The 15,982-nt window shown below is 69.0% G+C and carries 22 protein-coding genes; 3 read left to right on the forward strand and 19 right to left on the reverse strand.

What is annotated here, in order from left to right:
- Window positions 1-12 precede the first annotated feature (12 nt).
- Entirely contained in the window at window positions 13-1,410 is a 1,398-nt protein-coding gene (locus AC07NB_RS14230) for a serine hydrolase domain-containing protein (protein WP_494572012.1), read from the forward strand.
- Here the strand turns inward: AC07NB_RS14230 and AC07NB_RS14235 are convergent.
- Entirely contained in the window at window positions 1,407-2,648 is a 1,242-nt protein-coding gene (locus tag AC07NB_RS14235; RefSeq protein WP_494572013.1) for an alkaline phosphatase family protein, read from the reverse strand. The two genes, AC07NB_RS14230 and AC07NB_RS14235, sit on opposite strands and share 4 nt — an antisense overlap.
- 99 nt (window positions 2,649-2,747) lie before the next feature.
- Between AC07NB_RS14235 and AC07NB_RS14240 the strand changes: the two genes are divergently transcribed.
- Both AC07NB_RS14240 and AC07NB_RS14245 read left to right on the forward strand, forming a co-directional pair.
- A complete protein-coding gene (locus tag AC07NB_RS14240) occupies window positions 2,748-3,659 on the forward strand; it encodes an ABC transporter ATP-binding protein (RefSeq protein ID WP_494572014.1) in 912 nt (303 codons plus the stop codon).
- Window positions 3,649-4,521, forward strand: a complete 873-nt coding sequence (locus AC07NB_RS14245; protein WP_494572015.1) for an ABC transporter permease subunit — start codon at window positions 3,649-3,651, stop codon at window positions 4,519-4,521. The genes AC07NB_RS14240 and AC07NB_RS14245 overlap by 11 nt, the downstream gene beginning before the upstream one ends.
- A 3-nt stretch (window positions 4,522-4,524) precedes the next feature.
- On the opposite strand, the gene AC07NB_RS14250 is transcribed toward AC07NB_RS14245, so the two are convergent.
- The 18 genes from AC07NB_RS14250 to rpsN form a co-directional block, all read right to left on the reverse strand.
- Window positions 4,525-5,001, reverse strand: a complete 477-nt coding sequence (locus AC07NB_RS14250; RefSeq protein WP_494572016.1) for a GNAT family N-acetyltransferase — start codon at window positions 4,999-5,001, stop codon at window positions 4,525-4,527.
- A 100-nt stretch (window positions 5,002-5,101) separates the two neighbouring features.
- On the reverse strand, window positions 5,102-5,971 hold the full coding sequence (locus tag AC07NB_RS14255) for a hypothetical protein (RefSeq protein ID WP_494572017.1): 870 nt from the start codon (window positions 5,969-5,971) through the stop codon (window positions 5,102-5,104).
- A 72-nt stretch (window positions 5,972-6,043) separates the two neighbouring features.
- On the reverse strand, window positions 6,044-6,424 hold the full coding sequence (locus AC07NB_RS14260; protein ID WP_492312747.1) for a DUF4180 domain-containing protein: 381 nt from the start codon (window positions 6,422-6,424) through the stop codon (window positions 6,044-6,046).
- A gap of 72 nt (window positions 6,425-6,496) precedes the next feature.
- Window positions 6,497-6,916 (reverse strand): 50S ribosomal protein L17, encoded by a 420-nt coding sequence (gene rplQ / locus AC07NB_RS14265; RefSeq protein WP_291837102.1) that lies wholly within the window; start codon window positions 6,914-6,916, stop codon window positions 6,497-6,499.
- Between the two features lie 108 nt (window positions 6,917-7,024).
- Entirely contained in the window at window positions 7,025-8,044 is a 1,020-nt protein-coding gene (locus AC07NB_RS14270; protein WP_492312746.1) for a DNA-directed RNA polymerase subunit alpha, read from the reverse strand.
- 87 nt (window positions 8,045-8,131) lie between these two features.
- Window positions 8,132-8,521 (reverse strand): 30S ribosomal protein S11, encoded by a 390-nt coding sequence (gene rpsK, locus AC07NB_RS14275; protein ID WP_300292379.1) that lies wholly within the window; start codon window positions 8,519-8,521, stop codon window positions 8,132-8,134.
- A gap of 9 nt (window positions 8,522-8,530) precedes the next feature.
- Complete coding sequence (rpsM, locus tag AC07NB_RS14280; protein WP_492312745.1) at window positions 8,531-8,899, reverse strand: 30S ribosomal protein S13; 369 nt, start codon at window positions 8,897-8,899, stop codon at window positions 8,531-8,533.
- A gap of 110 nt (window positions 8,900-9,009) precedes the next feature.
- Window positions 9,010-9,795, reverse strand: coding sequence for a TonB family protein (locus AC07NB_RS14285; RefSeq protein ID WP_494572018.1), 786 nt, complete (start codon window positions 9,793-9,795; stop codon window positions 9,010-9,012).
- Window positions 9,796-9,896: 101 nt separating this feature from the next.
- A complete protein-coding gene (locus AC07NB_RS14290) occupies window positions 9,897-10,619 on the reverse strand; it encodes an energy transducer TonB (protein ID WP_494572019.1) in 723 nt (240 codons plus the stop codon).
- A 93-nt stretch (window positions 10,620-10,712) separates the two neighbouring features.
- Window positions 10,713-11,273, reverse strand: coding sequence for an adenylate kinase (locus tag AC07NB_RS14295; protein ID WP_291837548.1), 561 nt, complete (start codon window positions 11,271-11,273; stop codon window positions 10,713-10,715).
- A 25-nt stretch (window positions 11,274-11,298) separates the two neighbouring features.
- Window positions 11,299-12,675: a preprotein translocase subunit SecY gene (gene secY / locus AC07NB_RS14300; protein ID WP_492312742.1), complete on the reverse strand. Its 1,377-nt coding sequence runs from the start codon at window positions 12,673-12,675 to the stop codon at window positions 11,299-11,301.
- 105 nt (window positions 12,676-12,780) lie between these two features.
- The gene (gene rplO / locus AC07NB_RS14305; RefSeq protein WP_492312741.1) at window positions 12,781-13,371 is read right to left on the reverse strand and encodes a 50S ribosomal protein L15; all 591 of its coding nucleotides are present in this window, start codon (window positions 13,369-13,371) and stop codon (window positions 12,781-12,783) included.
- Between the two features lie 168 nt (window positions 13,372-13,539).
- On the reverse strand, window positions 13,540-13,737 hold the full coding sequence (gene rpmD / locus AC07NB_RS14310) for a 50S ribosomal protein L30 (protein WP_291837541.1): 198 nt from the start codon (window positions 13,735-13,737) through the stop codon (window positions 13,540-13,542).
- 5 nt (window positions 13,738-13,742) lie between these two features.
- On the reverse strand, window positions 13,743-14,351 hold the full coding sequence (gene rpsE, locus AC07NB_RS14315; protein WP_291837538.1) for a 30S ribosomal protein S5: 609 nt from the start codon (window positions 14,349-14,351) through the stop codon (window positions 13,743-13,745).
- Between the two features lie 12 nt (window positions 14,352-14,363).
- Window positions 14,364-14,720: a 50S ribosomal protein L18 gene (rplR, locus tag AC07NB_RS14320; protein WP_291837535.1), complete on the reverse strand. Its 357-nt coding sequence runs from the start codon at window positions 14,718-14,720 to the stop codon at window positions 14,364-14,366.
- A gap of 3 nt (window positions 14,721-14,723) precedes the next feature.
- Complete coding sequence (gene rplF / locus AC07NB_RS14325) at window positions 14,724-15,257, reverse strand: 50S ribosomal protein L6 (RefSeq protein WP_291837532.1); 534 nt, start codon at window positions 15,255-15,257, stop codon at window positions 14,724-14,726.
- 1 nt (window position 15,258) lies between these two features.
- Window positions 15,259-15,657, reverse strand: a complete 399-nt coding sequence (gene rpsH / locus AC07NB_RS14330; protein ID WP_141626265.1) for a 30S ribosomal protein S8 — start codon at window positions 15,655-15,657, stop codon at window positions 15,259-15,261.
- Window positions 15,658-15,672: 15 nt separating this feature from the next.
- The gene (rpsN, locus tag AC07NB_RS14335; protein WP_291837526.1) at window positions 15,673-15,978 is read right to left on the reverse strand and encodes a 30S ribosomal protein S14; all 306 of its coding nucleotides are present in this window, start codon (window positions 15,976-15,978) and stop codon (window positions 15,673-15,675) included.
- Window positions 15,979-15,982: the final 4 nt, after the last annotated feature.

Genomic DNA, 15,982 nt, shown 5'->3' on the forward strand with positions numbered 1-15,982 from the left:
GAGACGCCGCCCATGATCCGATCCCTCGACCGACTGCTGTGTGTCTCCGCCATGACGGTGGTGACCGGCGTCTCGCCGGGCGACGCCTTCGCGGCCTCCCGCGATGCCCTGGCCGCGATGCGGGAAGGCGTTCAGCCGGGGTGCGCGGTCGCCGTGCTCGATCCGGCCGGGCCGAGGTTCGACGCGGCGGGCCTGACCGATCTGGAGGCCGCAACGCCGATCACCTCGCGCACGGGTTTCCTCATCGCCTCGGCCTCCAAGCAGTTCACCGCCCTGGCCGTCCTGACCCTGGTCGATGCGGGCCGGATCGAGCTGGACGCGCCGGCCGACCGGTGGCTGCCGGACATGGCCGGGGCCCTGCAGGGGGCCACGGTGCGGCAGTTGCTGAACCAGACGGCGGGCGTGCGCGACCACACCATTCTGATGGCGCTGTCGGGGATCGAACGCCTGAGCGAGGCGCCGCCGGACGCGACGCTGGCGATGATGCGCGGACTGGACAGCGGCAACTTCGCCCCGGGAAGCCGCGCCGCCTATTCCAACGGCAACTATCTGATGCTCGCGCAGCTGGTGGAGCGGGTGGCGGGCCAACCCCTGGCGGACTACGCCCGCGAGACCGTCTTCGCCCCGCTGGGCATGACCGGGACCGGCTTCACGACCGAGGGGCTGACCGCCCATGGCTATCGGCGGCTCCGGGACGGAAGCTTCCGGATCGCGGACGACCAGCCCTCCCTTCCCGGCTCGGGCGGTCTGGTCACGACGGCGGAGGATCTGGCCCGCTTCGACGCGGCCTTCCGGGCCGGCCGCGGGCCGTTGACCGCGACGGTGAGGGCCCTGTTCGTCGAGCCCGGCCGTCTGGCCGACGGCTCGGTCGCCGTCCTGCCCGAATTCGGAACGCCGTACGGCGCCGGCGTCGGGCTGGAAGACCGCGACGGCGTCGTGTGGCTCAGCCATGACGGCGGCTCGGAGGGCTTCCGCGCGGAATACGTCCGGCAGGCGGAAACGGCGGTCGGGGCGATCGTGCTGTGCAACCGCACCGACGTGAATCCGGGCGCGATCGCCGAAGCGCTTCTGGGTGTCCCCGCGACGGCGCCCTCGCCGCCCGCTCCATCAGCACCGCGTCCCGCGCCGGAGCCGGCGTCCGAGGCCGCGCGCGCCGGCCTGGTCGGGCGCTGGACCTCGGCGGAGACCGGCATCGACTATGACATCCGCCCGGCCGAGGAAGGGGTCCGGGTCACGATCCGCTCTCCCCTGTCGCCCGAGCCGATCACCGAGGACTGGGGCGGATTGAGAGCGGGCGCCGACGGCGAGGTGGTCACCGGGCCGCTGCGCCTGAAGGCGGACGGGGACAGGCTGACGGTCAGCTTCGGACGACGGGTCGAGGCTCTCGTCTTTCGCCGGACGGCCTCCTAGCGCGCCATCGCGGCCTCGGTGTCCGCCGCACGGCCGTCGCCCGCCGGGACCGGGAGGTTCAACAGCCGGGCCAACAGGGGCTGGACGTCGACACTGTCCATCTCGGGCAGGCGGACGCCCTGCGCCAGGTCAGGTCCATGGGCGATGAACAGGGCGCGCATCTCGGGCGCCTGGTTGTCGAAGCCGTGCGCCCCGCCGCGAATCCGGGCCGGATCGACCCGCGCACGCGTGCCGATGATCCAGCCCGTCTCGGCCAGGCAGAGGATGGCCGGGATGCGGGGGTTGGTTCCGTAGACCAGCCGGGCCGGGATCTCGCCCTTGCGCCAGCATTCCACGTGCGGCGAGGCGCCCAGAAGGGCGGCTTCGACCTCAGCCTCGCGGCCCGCGACGGGATCCAGGGTCGCCACAGGCCCGTGGCCCATGACGTTGAAGGCGGCGGCGTCGACCTTGTCGTCGAGGAAGACGACCCGTTCGCCCGAGATCGGCGCCATGCCGTGATCGGCCACGATGACCAGATCCGCCTCGATCCCCTGCTTCTCCAACCCGTCCAACAGCGCCTTCATGGCGGCGTCGATATCGGCCAGCACCGCATTGGTCTCGGGGGCGTCGGGGCCGTACTCGTGCCCGGCGGTGTCCAGCACGTTGAAATAGAGGGTGGCCAGCTGCGGCCGCTCCGCTTCGGGCAGGCTGAGCCAGGCCAGCAGGATGTTGACCCGCGCCAGCGACGGCACCGTCTGCTCGAACGGCAGCCAGTAGGTCGGCCGCACGCCCCGGATCGGCGCCTCGGAACCCGGCCAGAACAGGGTGGCGGTGCGAAGGCCGGCGTTCTCGGCCGTCACCCAGATCGGCTCGGCGGCGTCGTACCAGACCCGGTCCATGACCTCCGCCCGGGCGCCCAGCGAGAAGCGCCGCCCCGGCAGGTTTGGATCGGTCATCGTGTTGTAGACGACGCCGTGGTGGTCCGGGTGCAGGCCGGTCGCCAGCGTATAGAAGTTCGGGAAGGTCACGCTGGGCCATGACGGGCGCATGCCGCCCTCGGCCTGGACGCCCTCAACCGCCAGTCGTGACAGGGTCGGGGTCAGGCCTCGCTCCAGATAGTCGGCGCGGAACCCGTCGATGCCGACCAGGATGACGGGCCGATAGGGCGCCTGCGCCGGAGCCGGGGCCTGGGCGTGCACCGGCAGACCGGCCGCCAGCGCGGCCGCGAGGGCGAGCAGGAACAGGGGACGCAAGACCATACTGGAGCTCCGCGGAAGGGACGGAGATTGCCTAAGCTTAATCTGCGACAGCACCACAACGCCTTGCCTCGGGCGGTCCACACGGCCAAGCTCCCCTCCATGAACGCTGTGATTGAAACCCGTGGGCTGACCAAGACCTACGGATCCGTGCGCGCCCTCGACGGGCTGGACCTGACCATCCCGAAGGGCGGGGTCTATGGCGTGCTGGGGCCCAACGGCGCCGGCAAGTCGACCCTGTTCCGCATCCTGCTGGGCCTGATCCGCGCGACGGACGGCACGGCCAGCGTGATGGGCGGCGGTGTCGGCGACGTGGGCGCCATGCGCCGCATGGGCTCGATGATCGAGACCCCGCGCTTCCCGCCCTTTATGACCGCCCGCCAGGTCCTGCGCTGGCTGGCGCTGGAGCACGGCGTCGGCGGCGAGACCGATATTCCCTACTGGCTCGAGCGCGTCGGCCTGACCCAGGCGGCGGACCGCAAGGTGCGCGGCTTCTCGGTCGGCATGATGCAACGCCTCGGCGTCGCCGCGGCGCTCATGAGCCGCCCCGAGCTGGTCATCCTGGATGAACCGACCAGCGGCATGGACCCGCCCGGCATCCAGGAAATGCGCGCCCTGATCCGCTCGCTGGCGACCGAGGACGGCGTCACCGTCGTCCTGGCCAGCCACCAGCTGCTCGAGGTCCAGCGCGTCTGCGACCGCGTGGCGATCCTGAACAAGGGCAAGCTGGTCCGCGAAGGCGCGGTCGGCGAACTGACCGCCGTCGGCGAACGCCTGCGGCTGGTCGGCACGCCGATCGAGAAGGTTCTGGGCGCGCTCAGCGTCACGGCGACCCGCGACGGCGACGCCGTCCTGGCCGATATCAAGCGCAGCGAGGGTCCGGCCCTGATCCGCGCCCTGGTCGAACAGGGCGTCGACATCCACGAGGCGCGCTGGGTCGGCACCGATCTGGAAGCCATCTTCTTCACCGAGACGGGCTCCGTGCAGACCCCGGAGGCCGATCATGCTGGCTGACGCCATCCGCGCGGAGAATTTCCGCCTCTGGAAGAACCGCACCACCCTGCTGTGGAGCACGGTCTTCGTGCCGGTCATGGGCCTCATCTTCGGCGCCGTCGGCATCTTCGTGATGAAGGCCAGCGAGGCGAAGATCACGTCCGACACCAAGATGCCGCCGCAGGTGCTGGAGCTGATGTCCTCCACCCCGATCAATGTGGTCGAGTCCATCGCGGAGAACGCCGGCAAGCTGGATAACCCGGCCCTGCTGCTGTTCGTCCTGATCGGCGCGGCGACGATCTACGCCGGCGACTACCGCTGGGAGACCTGGCGGCTGATCAGCGCCCGCAACAGCCGCGCCAACCTGCTGCTGGGCAAGCTGGCCGTGACGGCCATGCTGGCCCTGGCGGCCATGGGCCTGATGCTGGTCGGCGGGCTCTTCGAGACCCTGATTCGCGCCAGCGTCTTCACCCGTCCGCTCACCTTCGGCCTCACCGGCGAACTGTTCGGCCAGTTCCTGGCCGGCTTCGGCCTGAGCTGGCTGCGCATCGTTCAGTTCACGATGATGGGCATGCTGGCCGCCGTGGTCACGCGCTCGCTGCTGGTCGCCCTGTTCGTGCCGCTGGTGGTGGGGGTCGCCCAGTTCTTCACGCCCCAGATCCTGGCCCCCATGGGCGTGATGCCCGACGCCTGGCTGTCGGTCCTGCTGAACCCGGGCGCCGCCATGGACGCCCTGAAGCTGGTCGTGATCCAGCCCGAAGGCGCCCCGCCCCTGCCCGACGGCATGCTGCTGAAGTCGGTGCTGAGCATGACCCTGTGGACCTTGGCGCCGCTGGCCGGGGCCCTGGCCTGGTTCAACCGGCAGGACCTGTCCAAGGAGTAGCGGTCAGAACCGCTTCTCCATCCACACATCGGCCCGGGCATAGGGACTGGGCCGAGGCGGCAGGTCGGTGAAGCCGAAGCGGCGATACAGGGCTATGGCGTGGGTCTGGGTCCGGCTGGTCTCCAGGTACAGGCGCGGCGCGCCGGCGGCCCGTGCCGCCGCCTCGCAGGCTTCCAGCAACAGCCACCCGAGGTTCAGCCCTCGCGCCTCCTCGATCACGCCCATCTTGCCGACCTCGAAACCGCCGTCGTCCATCGCCATCACCGAACAGCAGCCGACCGGCCGCCCATCCCACTCAGCGATGAAGATGTGGCCGCCCTTGTTCAGGATCGCCCCCTGGGGATCGCCGAGCACAAGCTCATCCTTCGCCTCCAGCACATAGCCCGCCGCGCGCAGCCAATCCTCATTGAGGGACCGCCACGCCTCCGCATGGTCGGGGCGGAAGGTCTCGATGGTGATCACGGCGTCGGCTGTCGGCATGGCGGTCTCCCTGCCTTCCATCTGGGAAGCGGGAGCGGACGGGAAAAGCCCCCTTCCCTACAAGCGCGACAGTTTGGGGGCGCGACAGTTTGGCGGCGTGTCAGCCGGCCTCGGCCGGGAGGGGCCAGCCTTCCCGCGCCCGGGCCGTGGCCGCGGACAGGTCGAGGGCGACCCCGCCCGCCGCCGCACAGGCTTCGGTCAGGTCGGCCGTCACCGCGAAGGTCGCCGGATCCCGCAGGATGGCGGCCAGTTCGCGCGGCCAGTCCACGGCGCGGCCTTCCGTATGCAGCCCTCCAGTCGGCACGAAGGCCTTCGGCGCCGCGGTCTCCGCCTCCGGCCTCGCCCGGACGCAGGCGAAGGCCTCGAACCGCCGACGCGCCAGACCGGTCAGATGCAGCCGCCGCCGCTCGGCGACCGGATAGGCGTACTCGGCCCCCATCCGCACCAGACAGCCGCCGCCCAGCGCAGCTCGGCGCCCGTACAGGTCGGCACGGATATGCTGGTCCGACGCCCAGCTTCCATCCGCCTCGAGGCGGACATGGCGGATGCAGGGATTGTATTCGGGCAGGGCGTCCGCAGCCCATGAGGCCGAGAAGGTCTGCGGCCCGCCGGTCAGGACCCGGTCCAGCCCATCGGCCGCCGCGCCGGCCAGGGCGAAGGGCGCGATCGGCGCCGCCGCCGCATAGGCCCACCACGGCGCGTCCGGGACCTCGCGGGTTTCCAGCCGGATCACGGTCGCGGCGGGGAAGCAGGCCGGCTCCAGACGCGCCGAACAGACCAGATCGCCCGCCGTCACCGCGTCCTGAAGCTCGACCGCGCGCCCATCCGACAGATCGGCGCGATAGGCCTGCCCCTTGCGGACGTGATCGAGCACCCGGCGCGCGTCGGGGCGGTCGTACTGCAGGCTCTGCACCGGATAGCAGCCGGCCAGGCCCAGCACGGTCGCCAGGGCGACAAGACGGTTCCGCATCCGGGACTCTCCTTACGTGTCCGCCCAGCCTGCCAGAGCCCCGCTCCGGTCCAAACGGTCGGCGGCGCGAGGTCAGGTTCCGTCAGGTTGGGCGGTCAGCCGGGCCTCCAGCGCCGCCAGGTCCGGAACGAACCACACCCGGCGGCCGGCGTTGGACTCGCGCACGAAGTCGCGCAGGGCGTCGCTGGCCTCGACCTCGGCCGAGATGTCGCCGACGATCGCCAGCCGGACCTGATAGGTGACGAATTTCTGGATCACCGCCCCGGCCAGACCCGTACGCAGACGCAGGAAGTCCTCGCCCAGCCGCGCCGTCGGCAAGACCAGCCAGTCCACTTCAAGACCCCACAGCCCGCCGATCAGGTCCAGCGCGTCGGCCTCGCGGGTGACGCGCGGTCCGGCGGCGTCGCACAGGAAGACCGTGCGGCCGCCCAGCGTTGTCATTTCGTCGGCCATGCCGAACTCCGTCCAAGAAAAAAGGCGGCCGGTTCGCACCGGCCGCCTTCTTCAGTGCCCCAACGAGGAAGCTTACGCTTCGTCGTCGCCCTCGATTTCATAGACCGGACCCGAGTCCAGGCCCTTGGCGTCCACGTCGCGATCGACGAACTCGATCACGGCCATGGCGGCGTTGTCGCCGTGGCGATAGCCGGCCTTCATGATGCGGATGTAGCCGCCGTTGCGTTCGGCGTAGCGCGGGCCGATCGTCTCGAACAGCTTGCCGACCTGCGGCACGTCACGAACCTGGCTGATCGCCTGACGGCGAGCGTGCAGGTCGCCCTTCTTGGCGAGCGTGACCAGCTTCTCGACGAAGGGACGCAGTTCCTTCGCCTTGGGCAGGGTCGTCGTGATCTGCTCGTGCTTGATCAGCGACGCAGCCATGTTGGCGAACATCGCGGTGCGGTGGCTGGCCGTGCGGCCGAGCTTGCGATAGGCGGCGCCGTGGCGCATCGGGGTCTCTCCTACTCAACCCTGGTTTCCACGATACCGCGTGGACCTGGGGCTCTATCATTCTAACCGCTCCGCGATCCCGAAAGGGTCATGGGCGGAGGGTTGAAACTAGATCTGGTCGTCGAACTTCTTGGCCAGGTCTTCGATGTTTTCGGGCGGCCAGTTCGGCACATCCATGCCGAGCGACAGGCCCATCGTCGCGAGAACTTCCTTGATCTCGTTCAGCGACTTGCGGCCGAAGTTCGGGGTGCGAAGCATTTCGCCCTCGGTCTTCTGGATCAGGTCGCCGATGTAGACGATGTTGTCGTTCTTCAGGCAGTTGGCCGAGCGGACCGACAGCTCCAGCTCGTCGACCTTCTTCAGCAGGGCCGGGTTGAACGGCAGATCGGGCTTGCCGTCCGTCGCTTCCACAGCCTTCTTCGGCTCGTCGAAGGTGATGAAGATCTGCAGCTGGTCCTGCAGGATGCGCGAGGCGTAGGCCACCGCGTCAACCGGCGAGACGGCGCCGTTGGTTTCGACTTCCAGCACCAGCTTGTCGTAGTCCAGCGACTGGCCCTGACGGGTCGGCTCGACGCGATAGGCGACGCGCTTGACCGGCGAGTACAGGGCGTCGACGGCGATCAGGCCGATCGGGGCGTCTTCCGGACGGTTGAACTCCGAAGCGACATAGCCCTTGCCGTTCTGGACGGTCAGTTCCATGCGCACCGAAGCGCCGTCATCCAGGGTGCAGATGACGTGATCCGGGTTCAGCACCTCGATGTCCGCGGGGACGTCGATCTGGCCGGCCGTGACGACGCCGGGGCCCGTGGCGCGCAGGGTCATGCGCTTGGGGCCTTCGGCGTGCATGCGCAGCGCCAGTTGCTTGATGTTCAGCACGATGTCGACGACGTCTTCCCGCACGCCTTCCAGCGACGAGAATTCGTGGACGACGCCGTCGATTTGAATCGCGGTCACGGCGGCGCCTTGCAGCGACGACAGGAGAACGCGGCGCAGGGCGTTGCCGAGCGTCACGCCGAAACCGCGTTCCAGGGGCTCAGCGACCAGGCGCGCCTTGCGCTGGGGGTCGGAGCTCGCCTCGATCTGCGGCTTCTCGGGACGGATCAGCTCTTGCCAGTTTCGTTCGATCATGGGTGTCCCTCGGTACGGAGTTCGCCGGCCCCTCGCTCCTCGTCAGGGGCGCCAGGACCGGCGGAGATATAGTCGGCTACGGTACGCTTAGACGCGGCGGCGCTTGGGCGGACGGCAACCGTTGTGCGGCATCGGCGTGACGTCGCGGATGGTCGTGATGGTCATGCCGGCGGCCTGCAGGGCGCGCAGCGCGGATTCACGGCCGGAACCGGGACCCGAGACGTTGACTTCCAGCGTCTTCACGCCGTGTTCGCTGGCCTTCTTGGCCGCGTCTTCAGCAGCCATCTGGGCCGCGTACGGGGTCGACTTACGCGAACCCTTGAATCCCATGTGACCGGCCGACGACCAGGAAATCGCGTTTCCCTGCGCGTCGGTGATGGTCACCATCGTGTTGTTGAAGCTGGCGTTCACGTGGGCGACGCCCGACGTGATGTTCTTGCGCTCGCGCTTCTTTACGCGACCCGGTTCCTTGGCCATCGTTATCTCTTACTTCTTCTTGCCGGCGATCGGCTTGGCGGGACCCTTGCGGGTGCGGGCGTTCGTGTGGGTGCGCTGGCCGCGGACCGGCAGGCCCTTACGGTGACGCAGGCCGCGGTAGCAGGCCAGATCCATCAGACGCTTGATGTTCATCGACGTCTCGCGGCGCAGGTCGCCCTCGACGGTGTGATCACGGTCGATGGTTTCGCGGATCTGCAGCACTTCGGCGTCGGTCAGTTGATTGACGCGACGGGCGGCTTCGATGCCGACCTTACCGGTGATGTCCTTGGCGGCGGCCGGGCCGATGCCATGGATGTACTGCAGCGCGATTTCGACGCGCTTGTTGGTCGGGATGTTGACGCCAGCGATACGGGCCACGAAGCTCTCCAGATACGCGTGTGCGGACGCAATAAACGCTCCGGTCAACAGACCAGGAGCGTGACGCGCCCTTCGCGGAAGCGGGCCTTATACAGGGGATTCAGCTTCCGTCAACGGGTTGGTTGCGCCTCGGCCTGCGGCGGGGGCGTGAAAAAGATGACGATATCCTCGCGGTGGGACGACTTCACCCGCCCGTTCACGGTCGGAGGCTGCCGCCGCATCAGCCGGACCGCCTGCAGGGCCGCCATGCCGAATCCCTGCCCGCCGGGGCTCTCCGAGCGCACCCGGCAGCGTTCGATGCGGGTGCTGGCGTAGGTCACGCAGTTCAGCACGACCCGGCCCGACAGCCTGCGGTAGGCGGCGTCGCGCGGATAGTGGGCGTCGCGCTCGGCCGCGGTCAGGGTGCGCACCCAGCGCGAGGGGCTGTCGCCCGCGCCCGCGGCGTCCCCCGAACCGGTTCCGGAGCCGGCTCCCACGCCGCCGCCCTCGCCCGCCTGGGCCCCCGCCGCGCCCTGCAGCGCGCCCGACGGGGCGGCCTCAGGCTGAACCGCGGCCTCAAGGCCCGGATTCAGGGGCGGGATCAGGGTCTGGGGCGCCGGCTCGATCGGCGCGGTCAGGCTGTCCGGCTCGGGCGTGGAGTCCAGCGGGACATGGACGGAGGACGGCGTGGCCTGGCGGGCCGAGGCCTCGGTCGTCTGCGTGGCGGCGTCCGGCTGGCCGCCGCCCCCGCCGGGGAACAGCATCACCTCGATGGCCGGGATCTCGGGTGGGAACACCCCGGCCCGCTCCAGCGCCAGCCAGAGGAAGGCCAACAGGTGCAGGATGAGGACGATCAGAAAGGCGGTGTAGCGCGAGCCGCGCGACGTCCTGGGCGGCTGGTGATCGATCACGAGCATGGCGGCGCCCCTCTCCCGTTCCGGCTCCCACCGGCACTATCCGCCAGTTTTGCGTGCGGGCAACCCCCTTCGCCGAACCGCAGTCTTCCGACAGCCCGGTCTCAGGGCCAGATCACCCCGATGGTGATGCGTCCCCCGGCGACGGGCTGGCCCGAGGCGGCGCGGGCCGGGCGAATGCGGAAGCGGCTCTCGGCGATGCGGACCGCCACGGCGCCGAACCCCTGCCCCGCCGGCCGCTCGTCAACCACGCGGCAGCCCTCCACCCGCTCGTCAAGGCGGATCACGCAGGTGACGGTGACGTCGACCCCGCGCGCCCGGCGGCGCAGTTCGCGCGGGGTGTCCTCGAAGATCTCGCGGGCGCTGGCCCCCTTCAGGATGATGGGGCCGACGCCCGAGCCGGGCCCGTCCCCGGCGCCGACGCCCGTCCCTGCGCCCGTCCCCTGCCCGCCCTGCCCCATGCCCGGCTCGGCCGAGGCGATCGGGGCCACGCCGACCGTCAGGGCGGGCTCGGGCGCCGGCGTGACCGGCGCGGGCAGCTCTGGCGGGACGTCGGGCGGGCGCGGCGTGACGTGGACGCGCGACGGCGCGGCGGGCGCCCCTCCCCCCTGGCTGCGCACCGGCTGTTCCGGAGGCGGCGGAGGCGGAGGCGGCGGCGGAACCGTCGGGCGGAACAGGATGACGTTCAGCGGCGGCGTGGGCAGGACCAGCGGCCCTGTCGGCCCGCCCCGGCCAATGAGAACGGCCACGACCAGGTGCGCCGCGAGAATGCTCGCGGCGATGCCGGCGTTGCGGACCCGGCGGTCCTTCAGGATCGGATGTCCCATCTTCACCGGCGTTCTATGCCACATGGCACATGAACGCGCGCTGTCACGGATCGTACGCCTGCCCGGTCGAGCAGGCCCCGGATCAGGGCCTGATCAGGCCAGGGCGGCGTCGATGGCGGCGGAGACGGCGGCGATGGAGCCCATGCCGTCGACCTCGGTCAGCAGGCCCTTGTCCGCATAGTAGGGCAGCAGGGGCGCCGTGTTGCGGTTGTAGGCGTCCAGACGGACCTTGAAGCTTTCGGGATTGTCGTCCGGACGGCCCTGGTCGGCGAACCGGGCCGAGACCCGGTCCAGCAGGGCGGCGTCGTCGACCTTCAGGCGGATGACGTGGTCGATCTGCTTGCCCAGCTTGGCCAGCATCTCATCCAGGGCCTCGGCCTGGGCCAGGGTGCGGGGGAACCCGTCGAAGATGGCTCCGCCGGCGTCCTCGGCGGCCTTCAGCTGGGCCTCGATCAGGGCGATGACCACGGCGTCGGGGACCAGGTCGCCGCGCGACATGATCGCCTGGCAGGTCTGGCCCAGCTCGGAGCCCGAAGCGATCGCCTCGCGCAGCATGTCGCCGGTCGACAGCTGGATCATGCCGCGGGACTCGACCAGGCGCTTGGCCTGCGTGCCCTTGCCCGCCGCCGGCGGTCCGAACAGGATCAGATTCATCGCCGCCCTCCCCGTGCGATCAGACTTACCGGCGCGCGGGCGCGGTCACGCCCTTGCCCCGGCCGCGCAGCTTGGCCTTCTTGATCAGGCCTTCGTACTGGTGCGCCAGCAGTTGCGACTGGATCTGCGCCACGGTGTCCATGGTCACCGAGACCACGATCAGAACCGAGGTGCCGCCGAAATACAGGCCGTTGCCGAAGTTGGCGACGACGATCTCGGGCAGCAGGCAGACGGCGGTGATGTAGGCCGCGCCGATCACCGTCAGACGGGTCAGGACGTAGTCCAGATACTCGGCCGTGCGCTTGCCCGGACGGATGCCCGGCAGGAAGCCGCCGTACTTGCGCAGGTTCTCGGCGGTGTCCTCGGGATTGAAGGTGATCGAGGTGTAGAAGAAGCAGAAGAAGACGATCAGGATCGCGTACAGGGCCGAGAACAGCGGCTGGCCGTGCTGCATCTGCGCGGTGACCAGCGGCAGCCAGTCCATCCACGGCGGCAGGTTGGCCGTCGCGGTCAGCGAGGCGACCGTCGTCGGCAGCATCAGCAGCGACGAGGCGAAGATCGGCGGGATCACGCCCGCGGTGTTGACCTTCAGCGGCAGGAACGAGCGCTCGCCCCCAGCCATCCGGTTGCCTTCCTGGCGCTTCGGATACTGGATCAGCAGGCGGCGCTGGGCGCGCTCCATGAAGACGATGAACATCACCACGGCCACGGCCATGGCGGCGATGAAGATCAGGGCGAACGGCGACATCTGGCCTTGCTGGGCCAGGCCGAACAGGCGGGCGATGGTGCCCGGCAGGACGGCCACGATGCCGGCGAAGATGATCAGCGAGATGCCGTTGCCGACGCCGCGCGCGGTCACCTGCTCGCCCAGCCACATCAGGAACATGGTGCCGGCGGTCAGGCAGGTCGTGGTGGTGATGATGAAGAACAGGCCCGGCTCGTCGATCAGGCCGGCCTGGCCGTTCAGCTGGGTGGCGATGCCGAAGGCCTGCGCCAGCGCCAGCACGACCGTCAGATAGCGGGTGTACTGGTTCAGCTGCTTGCGGCCGCTCTCGCCGCCTTCCTTACGCAGCTTTTCCCAGGGCGGGTACACCGCGCCCATCAGCTGCACGATGATCGAGGCCGAGATGTACGGCATCACGTTCAGCGCGAAGACGGCCATGTTCTGCACGGCGCCGCCGGAGAACATGTTGAACATGTCCAGGATGCCGCGGTTGCCGTCCGGATTCTGGAAGAAGGCCAGGAAGGCCTCGTTGTTGATCCCGGGGATCGGCACGTAGCAGCCGATACGGAACACGACCATGGCCAGCACCGTGAAGAGCAGGCGCTTGTGAAGCTCGGTCGCACGCGCGAACGAGCCCATGTTCATGTTTGCTGCGAGTTGTTCGGCGGCCGAAGCCATAGTGTCACCCCGACTGATCAGAACGCGGCGCATCGGACGACGAGTCCGCGCCTGCGTCCAGATAGGAGAAGGGCGCCCTCGTGGCGAGGGCGCCCCCTAGTCTTTTTACTTCGCAGCCGTGCGCTTGGCGCGGGCCGAGACCTTGTTGGCGTCGCCCTTGGGCGCCTTGGGAGCCGGAGCCTTGCCCTTGGCGGCGTTGCGCTTCTCGACGCGGGCGGCGGCCTTGGCTTCAGCGGCGATGCGCTCCTGAACGACCGAACCGCCGGCGGCTTCGATCGCCTTGACGGCGCCGGCCGAGGCCGACCACACGACCAGGTTCAGCTTGGCCTTGATTTCGCCGGTGCCCAGAACGCGGACGCCGTCCTTGACGCGGCGGATGACGCCGGCGGCGACCAGGGCGTCGCCCTTGATCTCACCCTTGGCGTCCAGCTTGCCGGCGTCGATGGCGTCTTGCAGGCGCCACAGGTTCACTTCGGCCAGCTTCAGCGCGTTCGGATTGTTGAAGCCGCGCTTGGGCATGCGCATGTAGAGCGGCATCTGGCCGCCTTCGAAGCCGCCGATGGCGACGCCCGAACGCGACTTCTGACCCTTGACGCCGCGACCGGCGGTCTTGCCCTTGCCCGAGCCCGGGCCACGGCCGACGCGCATGCGCTTCTTGTGGGCGCCTTCGTTGTCGCGGATTTCGTTCAGTTTCATGTGCCTGATCCTTTCGGGTTCTAGCGCCCGCTCAGGGAGCGGACTCGGCGTTGATGTCTGTGTCGCGCCCCGGACAGGTCCGGAACGCAAGGAAGGGCGGCCTATAGCCGCCCTTGCCCTGCCGCCGCAAGCGGCGACTTGTCCCGCCCCCGAAAGGGCGGGAGCAGCTTACTTCTCGACCACGACGACCATGTGCGCGACCTTGGCGATCATGCCACGGACGGACGGGGTGTCTTCCAGCGTGGACTCGCGGCCCACGCGGTTCAGGCCCAGGCCCGACAGGGTGGCGCGCTGGTCCGACTTGCGGCGGATCGGCGAACCGGTCTGGCGGATGGTGACGGTGGCTTTGGATTCGGTCTTGGCCATGTCTATCAGCCCTCGATGGCTTCAGGCGACGAGGCGCCGTCGTTGCGGCGGCCCATCAGGTCGGCGACCTTCTTGCCACGCTTCGAAGCGACCTGACGCGGCGACGACTGGACCTTGAGGGCCTCGAACGTCGCACGGATCATGTTGTAGGGGTTCGACGAACCGGTCGACTTGCCCACGACGTCCTGGACGCCGAGGGTTTCGAGCACGGCGCGCATCGGACCGCCCGCGATGACGCCCGTTCCCGGAGGAGCGGCGCGCATCATGATCTTGCCGGCGCCCCAACGGCCGTTGCCGTCGTGGTGCAGGGTGCGGTTCTCGCGCAGCGGAACCTTGATCATGGTCTTCTTGGCTTCTTCGGTCGCCTTGCGGATGGCTTCCGGCACTTCGCGCGCCTTGCCGTGACCGAAGCCGACGCGGCCCTTGCCGTCACCGACGACCATGAGGGCGGCGAAGCTGAAGCGACGGCCGCCTTTCACGGTGGCGGCGACGCGGTTGATGTGCACCAGCTTCTCGACGATGTCCGAGTCCGGACCGTCGACGGCGGGAGCGTTGCGGTTGTCACGACGGTTGCGGTCGTTGCCGCCGCCGCCGCGTTGGGGTTGTTGCGCCATCTGTCGCGTCCCTTAGAAGTTCAGGCCGGCTTCACGCGCGGCTTCCGCCAGCGCCTTCACCCGTCCGTGATAGATGTAACCGCCGCGATCGAAGACGACGTCGGTGACGCCCTTCTCCTTGGCGCGCTCGGCGATCAGCTTGCCGATGGCGGCGGCCGCGGCGACGTCCGAGCCCTTGCTGCCCTTGCCGCCTTCCAGCGACGAGGCGGCGGCCACCGTGACGCCCTGGACGTCGTCGATGATCTGGGCCGAGATGTTCTTGTCCGAACGGGAGACCGACAGGCGCAGGCGACCGTTGGCGACAGCCTTCAGGCGGCGACGGTTGCGCTCCGAGCGGCGCTTGGCTTTTTGTTGAAGAGAGAGAGCCATGACTTACTTCTTCTTGCCTTCCTTGCGCCGGACGGTTTCGCCCTGGTAGCGCACGCCCTTGCCCTTGTAGGGCTCCGGCGGACGAAGCTTGCGGATGACGGCGGCGATCTGGCCGACGGCTTGCTTGTCCGCGCCCGAGATCTTGATCTCGGTCTGCTTCGGAACAGCGAAGCTGACGCCGGCCGGCGGATCGATGTCGACGTCGTGCGAGAAGCCGAGCTGCAGCGACAGCTGGTTGCCCTTCATCGCCGCGCGATAGCCGACGCCGACCAGTTCCAGCGTCTTGTCGAAGCCGGTGGTGACGCCGACGACCATGTTGTCGACCAGCGTGCGCGACAGACCCCACATCGCGCGAGCGCGTTGGGTGTCAGCCCGCGGGGTCAGCGACAGCTCGTCGCCTTCCTGCTTGACTTCGATCTCTTCAGCGACGGTCCAGGTGCGTTCGCCCTTGGGACCCTTCACCGAGACGGTCTGACCGTCGAGGGCGACAGTGACGCCCTTCGGGATCGCGATGGTTTTCTTGCCGATACGGGACATCTTAGTAGACCCTGCAGAGGACTTCGCCGCCGACGTTCGCGTCGCGGGCGGCAGCGTCCGACATGACGCCCTTGGACGTCGAGAGGATCGAAATGCCGAGGCCGTTCTTGATCGGCTTCAGATCGCTGATGGCCGAATAGACGCGACGGCCGGGCTTCGACACGCGGGCGATCTCGGCGATCACCGGCTGGCCGTCGAAGTACTTCAGCTCGATCTCGAACTGCGGGAACTCACCCGGGTTTTGCACCAGGTTGTAGCCGCGGATGTAGCCTTCGTCCTGCAGCACGTCGAGGACGCGCTGGCGCAGGCGGGAAGCCGGGGTCAGCACCTTCGAACGCTTGCGGGTCGCGGCGTTCTTGATGCGGGCGATCATGTCGCTCAGGGGATCGTTGATCATCATGACTTTATGCTCCCCTTACCAGCTCGACTTCGTCAGGCCGGGGATCTGACCCAGGTTGCCCAGCTCACGCAGGGCGATCCGGCTCATCTTCAGCTTGCGATAGTAGGCGCGCGGACGACCCGTCACCTCACAGCGGTTGCGGATGCGGTTCGGCGCGGAATTGCGCGGCAGTTCCGCCAGCTTCAGGCGCGCTTCGAAGCGCTCCTCAAGCGGGAGGGACTCGTTGTTCGCGGTCGCCTTCAGGGCGGCGCGCTTGTCGGCGTACTTCGCGACGAGGGCCTTGACCTTCTCGTTACGGTTTACAGCGGACTTCTTAGCCATTGTC

It is taken from the genome of Brevundimonas sp. GW821-FHT09G01 (assembly GCF_059416065.1).

Excerpts from the sequence above, each read along its gene's own strand:
- AC07NB_RS14290 (WP_494572019.1), bottom strand. The coding sequence starts at position 10,619 with ATGGGACATCCGATCCTGAAGGACCGCCGGGTCCGCAACGCCGGCATC.
- AC07NB_RS14235 (WP_494572013.1), bottom strand. The coding sequence starts at position 2,648 with ATGGTCTTGCGTCCCCTGTTCCTGCTCGCCCTCGCGGCCGCGCTGGCG.
- AC07NB_RS14230 (WP_494572012.1), top strand. The coding sequence starts at position 13 with ATGATCCGATCCCTCGACCGACTGCTGTGTGTCTCCGCCATGACGGTG.
- rplF (WP_291837532.1), bottom strand. The coding sequence starts at position 15,257 with ATGTCCCGTATCGGCAAGAAAACCATCGCGATCCCGAAGGGCGTCACT.
- secY (WP_492312742.1), bottom strand. The coding sequence starts at position 12,675 with ATGGCTTCGGCCGCCGAACAACTCGCAGCAAACATGAACATGGGCTCG.
- rpsH (WP_141626265.1), bottom strand. The coding sequence starts at position 15,657 with ATGATGATCAACGATCCCCTGAGCGACATGATCGCCCGCATCAAGAAC.
- rplQ (WP_291837102.1), bottom strand. The coding sequence starts at position 6,916 with ATGCGCCACGGCGCCGCCTATCGCAAGCTCGGCCGCACGGCCAGCCAC.
- rpmD (WP_291837541.1), bottom strand. The coding sequence starts at position 13,737 with ATGGCCAAGACCGAATCCAAAGCCACCGTCACCATCCGCCAGACCGGT.
- rpsK (WP_300292379.1), bottom strand. The coding sequence starts at position 8,521 with ATGGCCAAGGAACCGGGTCGCGTAAAGAAGCGCGAGCGCAAGAACATC.
- AC07NB_RS14255 (WP_494572017.1), bottom strand. The coding sequence starts at position 5,971 with ATGCGGAACCGTCTTGTCGCCCTGGCGACCGTGCTGGGCCTGGCCGGC.
- AC07NB_RS14295 (WP_291837548.1), bottom strand. The coding sequence starts at position 11,273 with ATGAATCTGATCCTGTTCGGACCGCCGGCGGCGGGCAAGGGCACGCAG.
- rpsN (WP_291837526.1), bottom strand. The coding sequence starts at position 15,978 with ATGGCTAAGAAGTCCGCTGTAAACCGTAACGAGAAGGTCAAGGCCCTC.
- AC07NB_RS14245 (WP_494572015.1), top strand. The coding sequence starts at position 3,649 with ATGCTGGCTGACGCCATCCGCGCGGAGAATTTCCGCCTCTGGAAGAAC.
- AC07NB_RS14285 (WP_494572018.1), bottom strand. The coding sequence starts at position 9,795 with ATGCTCGTGATCGATCACCAGCCGCCCAGGACGTCGCGCGGCTCGCGC.
- rpsE (WP_291837538.1), bottom strand. The coding sequence starts at position 14,351 with ATGGCGCAACAACCCCAACGCGGCGGCGGCGGCAACGACCGCAACCGT.
- AC07NB_RS14250 (WP_494572016.1), bottom strand. The coding sequence starts at position 5,001 with ATGCCGACAGCCGACGCCGTGATCACCATCGAGACCTTCCGCCCCGAC.
- AC07NB_RS14260 (WP_492312747.1), bottom strand. The coding sequence starts at position 6,424 with ATGGCCGACGAAATGACAACGCTGGGCGGCCGCACGGTCTTCCTGTGC.
- AC07NB_RS14240 (WP_494572014.1), top strand. The coding sequence starts at position 2,748 with ATGAACGCTGTGATTGAAACCCGTGGGCTGACCAAGACCTACGGATCC.
- rplO (WP_492312741.1), bottom strand. The coding sequence starts at position 13,371 with ATGAAACTGAACGAAATCCGCGACAACGAAGGCGCCCACAAGAAGCGC.
- AC07NB_RS14270 (WP_492312746.1), bottom strand. The coding sequence starts at position 8,044 with ATGATCGAACGAAACTGGCAAGAGCTGATCCGTCCCGAGAAGCCGCAG.
- rplR (WP_291837535.1), bottom strand. The coding sequence starts at position 14,720 with ATGGCTCTCTCTCTTCAACAAAAAGCCAAGCGCCGCTCGGAGCGCAAC.